Consider the following 13094-nt stretch of genomic DNA (forward strand, 5'->3'; position numbering starts at 1 on the left):
TAAAAAAGCCCGACGAGAATCAGGTTCCAGTGGCAGGAGCCGCTGGTGCCGCCGCGGGGGCAGCCGGAGCAGCGGCCGCGTCGATCTTGGTCATCCAAAGCTGCGCGAGCCGCTTGCGCGAACCGGCAACCTGCGCAAAGCTAGCCTTGGCTCCAGCGGCATCACCGGCATAGGATTGCGCAACGCCGAGCCGATAGGTCCAAAGCTCCTTGTCGCCGCCAGCCGCCAGCGCTGCCTTGTACAACGGGACCGCATCTGCGTAGCGGCCATAGCCGACCATGGCATCACCCGTTGCGCCGGCAACTTTAGGATTCGACTGCGTCGAAGGCTTTGCGGCATAGGCTGTGAGCGTCGATTCCTCGTCGCCAATCCGGTCCGACTGCGACTTGAGAACTTCGTCGAGCTTCGCGTCGGGGGTCGGGATCGCCTTGCTCGCCTTGCCCGCCTTGATGAGCGATACCACTTCACCCGGCAAAGCCGCTTCGGTCGCGAGAGCGGCATATTCCAGATATTCAGGACGCTCGGTCATCGCATTGGTCGCGCGCATCAGACGAAGCACATCAAGCCCGATTTCCTTGTCCGAAGTCTGCTGCAGCAGAATGAACAGCGTTTGCCGCCAAACCGCCGGCTGATTGTAATCGCGCATCCGCAATGTCATCAAATCGAGCGCTTCGTCGTTCCGCTTCGCGGCCTGTAACGCCTTGATCGGACGGACATATAGTTCGTCGGATGGGCGTTGACCCGCGCTACGGCTGGTTTCGATGGCAGCCTTGGCCGCAGCCAAGCCCTGATCGAGCTGCCCGGCGTTGAGATAGCTATCGACCAGCATCAGCGTGAGCGGGGCTTCGGTCGATCCTGCCGCCTTTGCCGCTTCGAGCCGCTGGATCGCTTTGGGATAATTTTTCGCGCCATAAGCGAAATTGCCCGAATAGAAGTTATAAACGCCGATGTTCTCGGCGGGGGTCAGGCCCGAATCCACCATGACATCCAGCCCCTGCGCTTGCAGCGTCTGATCCTTGTTCAGAACGCCAAGCTGGAGCTGGTAAAAGCCAACCAGATATTTGTCGTCGGGCGCCGTAGCGCTCGCTTGCCCTTCAGTCAGCGCCGCCTGCAACGTCGCAGCGTCCTTAGCTGCCGAAGCGTCGGTCATCTTTTTGAGCGCCGGCGCAAATCCCTTGCTCGGGGCCAGCTGTTTGCCCTTTGCGACTTCTTGCTTTTTCGGCTTTTCCTTTTTCTGGGCGGCAGCCGGCGTGGCGGTCGTCATCAGCGCGCAGCCCAGCACAGCGGCCATGGCCGTTGCGGGCATCGAGCGGAAACGGATGAACATCGAAATCTCTCCTCATTGTCGGCCGGTCAGCCCTAAGCAAACTGGCCCCAAAGAAAACTGGCCACGCAAACAGGGTTCCTGCGCGCTTTCATAACGCGGCTAAACCCGTCGCGTTGCCAAGGCAAGACAGCCTATATCGATATTTGTTTGTACGGAAGCGGCTGAACGGGGATTGAACCCCGCCTGCCGCTCAGGCGATGTCGTCGATCGCGGCGTTAATCTGGCGCAGCACCAAGGGATCGCCCGGCGCGCCGGCCATGGCTTGCTCGGCCAGTTCGATCAGCGAGATGATGCCAAAGGTCGCAGCGAGCCCCTTCAGACGGAGCGCCGCGACCTCCCAATTGGCGTCGCAGCGGGAACGCCGCATCAAATCGGCCAGGTCGCGCGCGCTGCCGGTAAACGCGCTGCGCAGGTCCAGCGCGATCGCCGGATCGTCACCGATTGCGGCGCTAAGGTAACGGTCAAGAGGGCCACTATCGAACGACATTCCACAGGGTTGGCAGCTTGTGGTTAAGTTTCCGTTTCAAGACGGCCATTTGATGCTAAGAAGGCGGAATGACGGGGGACAAGAAGATCGTCGGATTGTGGCGGGATTCCGCGGCAAACCAGGAAGCGGACATCGCAGCGTCGGCCGAAACCGCGCTGCCGGAAACCGTGCTCACCACCGAAGCAGAGGCGCCTGCCGAACGCGAATGGCTCGACATGTCGTCGCTCGATGACCCGGAGGTCGCCTTTGCTGACGCGGGTCGGTCATCGAACTGGCGCGATCGCATCGCCCCTGCCCTGCTCGGTCTGCTCGGCCTCGGCTGGACCGTCTTTGCCGTTTATACGGCGACCAATGCTTTCACGGTGACTCCCGACATCGGCAGTTGGCCGGCATTGATCGCAATGATCGCGATGCCCCTCACGCTTCTCGCGGTCCTGTGGATGGCGCTGCTGCGGTCGGGTCGCTCCGAACAGGCGCGCTTCGCGCGTATCGCGGCCGCGCTGCGCGACGAGAATCTGGCACTGAACCAATCGATGCATTCGCTTGGTCTTCATCTGGCCGACGCGCAAAAGCAACTTGGCGAACAGGCGCGCATCGTCCAGCAGCTTGGGCTCGACACCGTGATGCGCTTGGGTGAAAGTAGCGACAAGCTCGCCAGCAACGCCTCGGTAATCGCCAACGCGCATGATCAGCTTGCACGGTCGGGCGATGTCGCCCTCCAGCGCATGGACGGGCTGCTCGCTGGACTGCCGCGGATCGACGATGTTGCACAGCGGCTCGCGGTCAATTTCCGCGAAGCGGGCCTTGTCGCGCACCAGCAGGGCGCTAGTCTCGAAGCCAAGCTTGCCGCGCTTGGTGAAGAAGCGGCCAAAACGGCGCAAACCGGCGAGACGGCGACGGCCAGCATTCTCGAAGCAATCGTCGCCCTGCAGGAACAAGGCAAAGAGACCGAAACGAGCTTGGTCGCCGCGTCGACACAAGTCGGCAACGCCCATGACGCCGCGCTCATACGAATGAAGAGCGTCAGCGCCGAGGCACGCAACGACATGACCTCCACGGTCGCTACCGTGACCGCCCAGATGAATGAAAGCTGGCGCTTGTTCCGCGATGGCGTCGATACGGCCGCGGCGCAGATGGATGGCAAGCTGGCCGCGGCGCGCGATGCTGGCGACGCCATGGGTGCCCAGCTGGCGGCGCATGCCGATGCCAGCGACGCGTTGGCCACCCGGATCACCGCGCATGTTACCGATGTCGCGCAGCAGCTGGAGGTGCTCGATATCAGCGTCAGCGCCAGCACGGGTGTCATCGGACGGTCAATCGACGACACGAAAGCGCAGCTCGGGGCATTCATGCAAGAAGTGCAGAGCGGCAACGCATCGGCACACCAGCTGATCACCCACGCCGAATCGCTGCTCCTCGCCCTCGATGCCGTCACCCGCGAGCTCGACGAGACGCTACCGCATGCGCTCGATCGCATGACGTCGCACGGCAAGACGACGCAAACGGCGCTGGCGCAGCTGCGACCGATGCTCGAGGCGTCGGAGCTTGTCGCGCAGTCGACGATGTCGCACGTCAACGCGGTCCAGGCGACGCTCAAATCGAACGAAGAGCAAATGGCGGGGCATGCGACCAGTCAGCAGGCGCTCGTCGATCGCATCAATGTATCGCTTGCGGACGCCGAAGCCGCGCTGGCGAAGCTGCGCGATGGCGCCGACGACTTTGCCGAACAAGGCGGCGCCAGGATGATCGCGACGCTGGGTGAAGTGCGCGCCACTGCCGATTCGGCCGCCGACGAAGCGCGCCAGACGCTTGAAAAGCTGGTCGCAGGCGCCCGCCAAGCCATGCAGGCAACCGCGACCGAGGCGATCGACGCCGCATTCAAGAACGAGATCATGGCGCAGCTGACCGCGATCGAAGAGGCCTCCGCGCGCGCCGTTACCGCCGCCAATGGTGCGGCCGATCGCCTGATGCGCCAGCTGATCACGATCATGGACACCAGCGCCAGCGTCGAGCAGCGGGTCGCTGAGGCCGAACAGGCCATCGCGGCCTCCGACCGCGATTCGCTGGCTAAACAGGTCGGGTTGCTGACCGAAGCGCTGAAATCGACTGCGATCGACGTCACCAAGATATTGTCGAGCGAAGTCAGCGACACCGCGTGGGACGCCTATCTGAAAGGTGATCGCGGCGTGTTCGCGCGCCGCGCGGTCAAACTGATCGAGAATGGCGAGGCCAAGGAAATCCTGCGGCTTTACCAGAATGACAATGGCTTCCACGCATCGGTGAACCAGTTCATCCATGATTTCGAAGCCATGCTGCGCTTGCTGATCGGCGCCCGCGACGGGTCGGCGATCAGCGTCACCCTGCTGTCGTCCGATATCGGCAAGCTGTACGTGGCGCTGGCGCAGTCGATCGACCGGTTACGCAACTAAATCTCTGTCATTGCGAGGCGCGTGCGACGAAGCAATCTCCAGCTATCGGCAATAACAAACGATAGCGGGAGATTGCTTCGCTTCGCTCGCAATGACGATAGCTTACGCCCGCCCGCTCATCACGTCGGGATCGACCCAACCGTTCACATAGGCGACGTAATAGATCACGAAGCCGACTGTCGCGACGACGGTCATCTGCATGAGGATGCGCCCGGGTTGGAGCGTCGCCGGGGCTCCGTGATCCTGCCCCTTGACCAGCGGCGTATCGTCATCGCTCGCTCGCCGACCATGGAACGGCAGCACAAAAAACGCACTGAACGCCCAGAACAGCAGATAGATGGCGAGAATCGAAGTCCATTTCATCGTCGTGGTTCCGTTCAGAGCTGCACGAGCATGACGTCGACCACGGGCTTTTTTCCCGTCCAGTCGGTCGCAACGCGGCGGACGGCCAGACGAACCGCCTCGCGCAGTCTGTCCTGTTCCTTCGCGGGCGCCAGCGCAGCTTTCTTGGCCGCTTCGCGCATCTCGTCGATAAAGGCTTCGCGTTCATCCTCGACGGGGACGCCGCGATAACTGATCGCGGCTTCGGTGAAGCGTTTGCCGGTAAAGATGGCAGCGACGGTGATATGCCCATGCAGAGCGAGCTTGCGGCGCTCGTTGATCGTCTCACCATCGGCAGGCAGGATGACGTCGCCGTCGAGGATCAGCCGCCCGGCGCGGACGCGCTCCAGGATTCTAGCCGGACCGGGTGACAAGCGCACCAGATCGCCATTTTCCTGAATCAGCGCGTCGGGGACGCCTCGCTCCAGCGCAAAGCGCGCCTGTTCGTGCATGTGCCGGATTTCGCCATGCACCGGCACCACCAGCTTCGGCCGCAGCCAGCCATAGAGTGCCGCCAGCTCGGGTTGCCCCGGGTGGCCGCTGACATGGATATGCGCCTGCTTTTCGGTGACGGTCAGAATGTCCTTCGCCGCGAGCTGGTTCATGATCCGCCCGATCGCGACTTCGTTGCCCGGAATCTGTTTCGACGAGAACACGACGGTATCGCCGGGCGCGAGCTTGATCTGGTGGCTGTCCGCCGCCATGCGCGCCAGCGCCGCACGCGGCTCGCCCTGCCCGCCAGTCGCGATCACCATGACCTTGTCGCGCGGCAGCCGCATCGCGGCGTCGAAATCGACCGTCGGCGGAAAGTCTTTCAGATAGCCCACCGACCGCGCCACGCCCAAGATGCGGTCGAGCGAGCGGCCAGCGACGCACAGGGTACGCCCGGTCGCCGTGGCGACCCGGCCCAGGGTTTTGAGACGCGCGGCGTTCGAGGCGAAAGTGGTGACGATGACCCGGCCCTTGGCGGCGCCGACGGCATCGAGCAGCCCGTCATACAGATCGCCCTCGCTGCCCGACGCCTCGGGATTGAACGCATTGGTCGAATCGCCGACCAGGAAATCGACGCCCTCGTCACCGATCGCGGTCAGCGCCGCGGCGCTCGACGGGGTGCCAAGCACCGGATCGGCATCGAGCTTCCAGTCGCCGGTGTGGAACACGCGCCCGTAAGGCGTGTCGATCACCGCCGCGCTCATCTCGAGGATCGAGTGGGCGAGCGGCATCAGGCGGATGCCGAACGGACCAAGCTGGAAATGCGCGTCGATGTCGACGGTCTTGATCTTGACCTCTTTCTCCAACCCTTCTTCCGCCAGCTTGTTGGCGATCAGCCCGGCGGTGAAGCGGTTGGCGTAAAGCGGTACTCCCAAATCGGCGGCGAGATAGGGCAAGGCGCCGATATGATCCTCATGCCCGTGGGTGAGCACGATGCCGAGAAGGTCCTTTTTGCGATCCTCGATAAATTCCAGGTCGGGCATGATGATGTCGATGCCGGGATAATCATGGGTGCCAAAGGTGACCCCCAGGTCGAGCATGATCCATTTGCCGTCGCACCCATAGAGGTTGGCGTTCATCCCAATCTCGCCCGACCCGCCGAGCGCGAGGAAGAGCAACTCCTTGCCGGGGACGGTCATGCCGCGGCACTCCGCTGGTTATAGAGATGCATCAGGCCATTGAGCGTCAGATCGGGCTCGATCCGGTCGAACAGGTGCGCCTGTTCCTGAAACAGGGTTGCGAGGCCGCCGGTCGCAATGACGGTGAGAGGTTTGCCGATTTCGGATTTCATACGCCCTATTAGGCCTTCCATCATGGATACATAACCCCAATAGACGCCGATCAACATCTGGCTTTCGGTGGTGCGCCCGATGACGCTGGGGGTTGCGGGGGCTTCGATTGCAATGCGCGGTAGCTTTGCGGCGGCAGCGACCAGCGCCTCGAGCGACAGATTGACCCCCGGGGCGATGATGCCGCCAAGATATGCGCCGTCGGCCCCGATATGGTCGAGCGTCGTCGCGGTGCCGAAACTGATGACGAGCTTGTCCTTGCCAGGCGCAACCGCCTGCGCCGCGATGGCGTTGACCGCGCGGTCGGCGCCGACCGAGCGTGGCTCGTCGACCTTGAGCGCAATGCCCCAGGTCACCGGATCACGCCCCGCGACCAGCGCATCGACGCCGAAATATTTGACTGCGAGCAACTGGAGATTGTGGAGAGCGCGCGGAACGACGGTCGAGATGATCACGGCGGTTACACCCTCGCGTTCATAGCCTTCGATCCGCAGCAACTGGTCGAGCCAGACCATATATTCGTCAGCGGTGCGGCGGTCATCGGTGGCAATGCGCCAGCGCGCGAGCAACTCGGCGCCATCGAAAAGGGCAAATTTGGCGTTGGTGTTGCCGACATCGATTGCGAGCAGCATTTAATTCCCCTCCTCGACCGGACGTCTTAGCTCGACGTCTCCGGCGTGGACCAGCATGGTCTCCCCGCCGTCGCGGCGCAAGCGCAGCGCGCCATCCTCTGCGAGGCCGTCGAAATAGCCTTCGATCCCCTGTTCCGACACGCGTAGCGGCGTCCCGACTGGGTGCGCCTGCGGCAACCAGGCGCGGACGATGCTGGCCACGCCTTCCTGCCGCCACGTCCACAGCGCGTCGATCATCGCGATTCCCAGCGCACTGGCGAAATGATCGCGGTCGATTGGGGCACTATTGGCCGCCAGCGTGGCGGTCGGCCGGTCGGGCAGTTCGGGTGCGGCGGTCAAATTGACGCCGATGCCGATCACTACCGAATTGCCGGTGCGTTCCATCAAAATCCCGGCGCACTTTGCGCCGTCGATCAGCAGGTCATTCGGCCATTTGAGCTGTGCGCCGACGCCGGGTGCAAGGGCGGCCACGGTCTTGGCCAAGGCAACCCCGGCGACCAGCGCGAGCGTCGCGGCCGACGGATCGCCCACGGTCAAATGAACGACGGTCGAACCCATGAAATTGCCCTGCCCGTCGTTCCAGCCGCGGCCCAAACGACCACGGCCGGCGGTCTGGCGGTCGGCGACCAGCCAATGCCCGTCCCCGACATGCTCGCCGCTGGCCAGCCGCGCCAGCAGGTCGGCGTTGGTCGAACCTGTCTGCGCAATCCGCTCGATCGGCGGTATCAGAACAGCACCGCTGCTGCGCTTGCCGAGACCATCGCGAGCACGGGAATGAACAAATAGCCGACGACCGAGAGCCACAATGCGCTCGCGGTGATGACCGCATCCTCGACAATCACGCCGCCGCTCGCCGGAATCTCGGTTTCGGATTTATCATCGAAATACATCATCTTGATGATCGCGATATAATAGAAGGCGCCGATCACCGACGCTACGATGCCCGCGACTGCCAGCGGCACAAGGCTCGCGTTTACCGCGGCCTCGAACACCAGATACTTCGGCCAGAAACCGAACAGCGGCGGGATGCCGGCGAGGCTGAACATGAATACTGCCATGGCAGCGGCAAGACCGGGGCGGCACTGCGACAGACCCGCCAGCGCCGGAATGCTCTCGATCTGATTGCCGTCGGCGTCGCGCAGTTGCAGCACGACAAGGAAGGCGCCGAGCGTCGTCACGACATAGACGAGCAGATAGGTCAGCACGCCCTCGACTCCCTGCTGCGTTCCGGCAGCAAGGCCAATCAGCATGAAGCCGACATTGTTGATCGACGAATAGGCGAGCAGCCGCTTGATATTCTTCTGCCCGATCGCGCCGACCGCACCGAGGATGATCGACGCGAGCGCGAGGAAAATGATGATCTGCTGCCATGCACCAACCGCCGGCCCCATCGCGTCGATCACGACGCGCGTCATCAACGCCATCGCCGCCACCTTGGGCGCGCTGGCGAAGAACGTCGTCACCGGCAAGGGGGCGCCCTCATAAACGTCGGGCGTCCACATGTGGAACGGCACGGCGCTGATCTTGAAACCGAGGCCAGCAAGAACAAACACGATGCCGAAAATCAGTCCGATATTGAGTTCGCCGCCCATCACCTTGGCGATGCCGGCAAAGTCGGTGGTACCGGTGAAGCCATACAGCAGCGAGATGCCATAGAGCAGCATGCCGGAGGCGAGCGCGCCGAGGACGAAATATTTGAGGCCCGCCTCTGTCGACCGCTCATCGGTCCGCATGAAGCTGGCGAGCACGTAAGCCGCGAGGCTGTTGAGCTCGAGGCCGACGTAGAGCGTCATCAGGTCACGCGACGACGCCATGATGCCCATGCCGAGCGCGGCGAACAGGATCAGCGTCGGATATTCCGCCCGCATGCCGTCCTTGAAGAATCGTGGAGCGATCAGGATGCAAATAAAGCTCGCGGCATAAATCAGCAGCTTGGCAAAGCCGCCGAAGCTATCGACTGACAGCGTGCCGGAAAAAACCGTCGTTTTAATACCGAACAGCGCGACAACCGCGGCCGCCGCAGCAGCGAGCGTCAGCAGCGCGCTGAGCTGGTAAAGGCCGACTTGCCGGTCACCGAAGAAGGTACCCAGCATCAGCGTGATGAGCCCGCCAATCGTCAGGATCAGTTCGGGCCAGATAAGCGCGAGATCGGCGGTCATGGCATGCCTCCCCCATGATGCGCTTCGCCCTGCGCGGCGCCCGCAGGTTTCGCCTTGCCCACCGCGAGATGCGCGTCGCCCGCAGGCTTCGCAGGAGCGAGGCGCGCAACGACGGTGGTCACGTCACCGCGCATCGGCGCGAGGAAGCTTTCGGGATAAACGCCCATCCACAGCGCCACGGCGGCCAGCGGCGCCAGGATCGCCCATTCGCGGGGATTAAGGTCGGGCATCGCCTTCACATCGTCCTTGGTCAGTTCGCCGAACACAACGCGGCGGTAGAGGTAGAGCATGTAAGCGGCGCCGAGGATGATGCCCGTGGTGCACACGAACGCGACCCAGCTCGACGCTTCGTAGATCCCCGCGAGGCTCAGGAACTCGCCGACGAATCCGCTGGTCCCCGGCAGGCCGATCGACGCCATCGTGAACAGCATGAAGAACAGCGCATAGGCGGGCATGTTGACCGCCAGCCCACCGTAACGGTCGATCTCACGCGTGTGCAGCCGGTCATAGATCACCCCGACGCAGAAGAAGAGCGCGGCCGACACGACACCATGGCTGAGCATGATGATCAGCGCGCCCTCGATGCCCTGCTGGTTGAACGCGAACAGGCCCGCAGTGACGATCGCCATGTGGGCGACCGACGAATAAGCGATCAGTTTCTTCATGTCGTTCTGCACCAGCGCGACCAGACTTGTGTAAACCACCGCGACCATCGACAGGCCGAACACGATCCACATCAGCTGCCCCGACGCATCGGGAAACATCGGCATCATGAAGCGCAGGAAACCATAGGCGCCGAGCTTGAGCAGCACACCCGCCAGGATCATCGAACCCGCAGTCGGCGCCTGCACGTGCGCATCGGGCAGCCAGGTGTGGACGGGCCACATTGGCATCTTGACCGCCAGGCTAGCAAAGAAGGCGAGCCACAACCACGTCTGCATCGCCGGCGGGAAGTCGTAGTTTAGCAGCGTCGGAATGTCGGTCGTGCCGGCTTCCGAGATCATCGCGATGATCGCGATCAGCATCAACACCGATCCGAGCAGCGTGTAGAGGAAGAATTTGAACGCCGCATAGATGCGGTTCGCGCCGCCCCAGATGCCGATGATGAAATACATCGGGATCAGGCCGGCTTCGAAAAAGATGTAGAACAGCAGCAAATCCTGCGCGCAGAACACGCCGATCATGATCGTTTCCATGATCAGGAACATCGCCATGTACAGCCCGACGCGTTGTTTGATCGCATCCCAGCTCGCGAGGATGCAGAGCGGCATCAGGAAGACGCTGAGCATGATCAGCATCAGCGCCATGCCGTCGATGCCGAGCGCATATTGGAAACGCCCGAACAGGTCGGCGCGTTCCGTGAACTGCCACTGGGCGCCGCCGATATCGAACTGCGCCCACATCACGCAGCCGAGGACAAAGGTGACCAGCGTCGCGCCGAGCGCGATCAAACGTGCCGCCTTGTCGCCAGTAAAGACGCACGCAATGGCGGCGACCGCAGGGACGGCCAGCATCAGCGAAAGGATCGGGAAACCGCTCACAGGAACTTCACCATGGCCCAGCTGGCAAGGCCGACAAGCCCGAGCAGCATCACAAACGCATATCCATAAACATAACCCGATTGCAGCCGAACTGCGAGCCGCGTACCGCCCTGAACGAGCGCCGCCGCACCATCGGGACCGAAGCGGTCGATGGTCTGCTCATCGCCGCGCTTCCAGAAAAAGCGGCCGATCGCAAAGGCGGGCTTCACGAACACGATGTTGTACAGCTCGTCGAAATACCATTTGTTGTAGAGGAACTGGTGGAGCAGCTTGAACTGCGCCACGAAGCGCGCAGGCAACGTCGTGTTGCGGATATAGCTGTTCCACGCCAAGAACAGCCCGATCGCCATCACCGTGAACGGCATCCACTTCACCCACCACGGCACTTCGTGCGCGGCGTGCATCAGATGCTCGTCGAACGCGAGGCTGCCGTTCCAGAACGCCATTCCCTCTTCGGGATAGATAAACTGGTGGTGGAACAAGATGCCCGCGAACACCGCGCCGATCGACAGAACGACGAGCGGGATCAGCATGCTGATCGGGCTTTCGTGCGGCTTATAGCCTGCGGTCCCGTCGCCCGAAACGGCATGATGATGATCGTCATGCGCGGCGTGGGCATGATCGTCATGACCGTGGCCATGATCGTCGTGAACCGCGTGCTGGATATGCTCGCTCTGGTCCCAGCGCGGCTTGCCATAGAAGGTCAGGAAGACGAGGCGCCATGAATAGAAGCTGGTGAGGAAGGCCACGAAAATGCCGACCCAGAAAGCCACCACACCGCCGCCGCCGCTCGCGAACGCTGCCTCGAGGATGCCGTCCTTCGAATAGAAGCCTGCAAAGCCCGCGACGCCCGCAATACCGACGCCGGTGATCGCCAGCGTGCCGAGCATCATCGCCCAATAGGTGATCGGGATAGATTTCCGCAGATTGCCGTAATAGCGCATGTCCTGTTCATGGTGCATCGCATGGATCACCGAACCCGCACCGAGAAACAGCAGCGCCTTGAAAAAGGCGTGGGTGAACAGGTGGAACATCGCGGCGCCATAAGCGCCCGCGCCCGCGGCAAAGAACATGTAGCCGAGCTGCGAACAGGTCGAATAAGCGATAACGCGCTTGATGTCCCATTGCGTCGTCGCGACGGTCGCCGCGAAGAAACAGGTCGCGGCGCCGATAAACATCACGACGCCCTGCGCGATCGGCGCGGTTTCGAACATCGGCGACAGGCGGCACACCATGAACACGCCCGCGGTGACCATCGTCGCGGCGTGGATCAGCGCCGACACCGGGGTCGGGCCTTCCATCGCGTCGGGAAGCCAGGTGTGCAGGCCAAGCTGCGCCGACTTGCCCATCGCGCCGATGAACAGCAGCAGGCACAGGATCGTCATCGTGTCGAGGCGCATCCCCATGAAGCTGATGGTCGACCCCGCCATGCCCGGCGCGGCGGCCAATATCTCAGGGATCGACACGGTGCCGAACACCAGGAAAGTGCCGAAAATGCCGAGCATGAAGCCAAGGTCACCGACGCGGTTGACGACGAACGCCTTGATCGCGGCGGCATTGGCGCTGGGTTTCTTGTACCAGAAACCGATGAGCAGATAGGATGCGAGCCCGACGCCTTCCCAGCCGAAGAACATCTGAACCAGATTGTTCGCGGTCACCAGCATCAGCATCGCAAAAGTGAAGAGCGACAGGTATGCGAAGAAGCGCGGCTGGTCCGGATCTTCCTCCATATAGCCCCAGCTATAGAGGTGGACGAGCGCCGACACCGTCGTGATCACGACGAGCATCACCGCGGTCAGCGTGTCGACGCGCAGTTCCCAGTTGAACTGGAGCGCGCCCGACGACACCCAGTGCAGCACCGGGGTCACCGTGGCTTCGCCGCTGCCCGTCACGAACGACAGGAAGATCGGCCAGCTGAGCGCACAGCTGGTGAACAGCGCGCCGGTGGTGATCAGCTTGGACGCGAACGGACCAATGACCCGCTGCGCCAACCCTGCGACAAGCGCCGCGAGTAGCGGCAGGAAAACGATCGCCTGAATCACCGGCTTATCCCTTCATCCGGTTGGCGTCATCGACCGCAATGGTGCCGCGGCCGCGGAAATAAATCACAAGAATGGCAAGCCCGATCGCGGCTTCACCCGCGGCGACCGTCAGCACGAACATCGCGAACACCTGTCCTACCAAATCGCCCAGCGCGGCGCTAAACGCGACAAGGTTGATGTTCACCGCGAGCAGGATCAGCTCGATCGCCATCAGGATGACGATGATATTCTTGCGGTTGATGAAGATGCCGAGCACGCCGAGCGTAAACAGCACCGCCGAAACGGCGAGATAATGGCGGACCGAAATCATGCACT

The 13094-nt window shown here is 62.6% G+C and carries 11 protein-coding genes; 1 reads left to right on the forward strand and 10 read right to left on the reverse strand.

What is annotated here, in order from left to right; all coding sequences use genetic code 11:
- Window positions 1–19 precede the first annotated feature (19 nt).
- Together ACQY6T_RS05795 and ACQY6T_RS05800 are read right to left on the reverse strand one after the other, a co-directional pair.
- Complete coding sequence (locus ACQY6T_RS05795) at window positions 20–1327, reverse strand: tetratricopeptide repeat protein (protein WP_428629424.1); 1308 nt, start codon at window positions 1325–1327, stop codon at window positions 20–22.
- Window positions 1328–1517: 190 nt separating this feature from the next.
- Window positions 1518–1814: an Hpt domain-containing protein gene (locus ACQY6T_RS05800; protein ID WP_428629426.1), complete on the reverse strand. Its 297-nt coding sequence runs from the start codon at window positions 1812–1814 to the stop codon at window positions 1518–1520.
- A gap of 68 nt (window positions 1815–1882) precedes the next feature.
- On the opposite strand from ACQY6T_RS05800, the gene ACQY6T_RS05805 reads away from it, so the two are divergent.
- Entirely contained in the window at window positions 1883–4243 is a 2361-nt protein-coding gene (locus tag ACQY6T_RS05805; RefSeq protein ID WP_428629428.1) for a hypothetical protein, read from the forward strand.
- Window positions 4244–4345: 102 nt separating this feature from the next.
- On the opposite strand, the gene ACQY6T_RS05810 is transcribed toward ACQY6T_RS05805, so the two are convergent.
- Genes ACQY6T_RS05810 through nuoK form a run of 8 tightly spaced genes read right to left on the reverse strand, consistent with a single transcriptional unit; the run spans window position 4346 to window position 13089 of the window.
- A complete protein-coding gene (locus ACQY6T_RS05810; protein WP_428629430.1) occupies window positions 4346–4606 on the reverse strand; it encodes a DUF1467 family protein in 261 nt (86 codons plus the stop codon).
- Between the two features lie 14 nt (window positions 4607–4620).
- Window positions 4621–6255 (reverse strand): ribonuclease J, encoded by a 1635-nt coding sequence (locus tag ACQY6T_RS05815; protein WP_428629432.1) that lies wholly within the window; start codon window positions 6253–6255, stop codon window positions 4621–4623.
- Window positions 6252–7037, reverse strand: a complete 786-nt coding sequence (locus ACQY6T_RS05820) for a type III pantothenate kinase (protein ID WP_428629434.1) — start codon at window positions 7035–7037, stop codon at window positions 6252–6254. Before ACQY6T_RS05820 ends, ACQY6T_RS05815 begins: the two co-directional genes overlap by 4 nt.
- Window positions 7038–7841, reverse strand: a complete 804-nt coding sequence (locus ACQY6T_RS05825) for a biotin--[acetyl-CoA-carboxylase] ligase (RefSeq protein WP_428629436.1) — start codon at window positions 7839–7841, stop codon at window positions 7038–7040.
- Window positions 7763–9196 carry an NADH-quinone oxidoreductase subunit NuoN gene (gene nuoN / locus ACQY6T_RS05830; protein ID WP_428629438.1) on the reverse strand — a complete coding sequence of 478 codons (1434 nt, stop codon included), beginning with the start codon at window positions 9194–9196 and terminating at the stop codon, window positions 7763–7765. Before nuoN ends, ACQY6T_RS05825 begins: the two co-directional genes overlap by 79 nt.
- Window positions 9193–10737, reverse strand: a complete 1545-nt coding sequence (locus ACQY6T_RS05835; protein ID WP_428629440.1) for an NADH-quinone oxidoreductase subunit M — start codon at window positions 10735–10737, stop codon at window positions 9193–9195. The genes nuoN and ACQY6T_RS05835 overlap by 4 nt, the downstream gene beginning before the upstream one ends.
- On the reverse strand, window positions 10734–12779 hold the full coding sequence (gene nuoL / locus ACQY6T_RS05840; protein WP_428629442.1) for an NADH-quinone oxidoreductase subunit L: 2046 nt from the start codon (window positions 12777–12779) through the stop codon (window positions 10734–10736). The genes ACQY6T_RS05835 and nuoL overlap by 4 nt, the downstream gene beginning before the upstream one ends.
- 4 nt (window positions 12780–12783) lie before the next feature.
- Window positions 12784–13089 carry an NADH-quinone oxidoreductase subunit NuoK gene (gene nuoK / locus ACQY6T_RS05845; RefSeq protein ID WP_428629444.1) on the reverse strand — a complete coding sequence of 102 codons (306 nt, stop codon included), beginning with the start codon at window positions 13087–13089 and terminating at the stop codon, window positions 12784–12786.
- Window positions 13090–13094 lie beyond the last annotated feature (5 nt).

Origin of the sequence: Sphingopyxis sp. (genome assembly GCF_965279725.1) — a bacterium.
GTDB lineage: Bacteria > Pseudomonadota > Alphaproteobacteria > Sphingomonadales > Sphingomonadaceae > Sphingopyxis.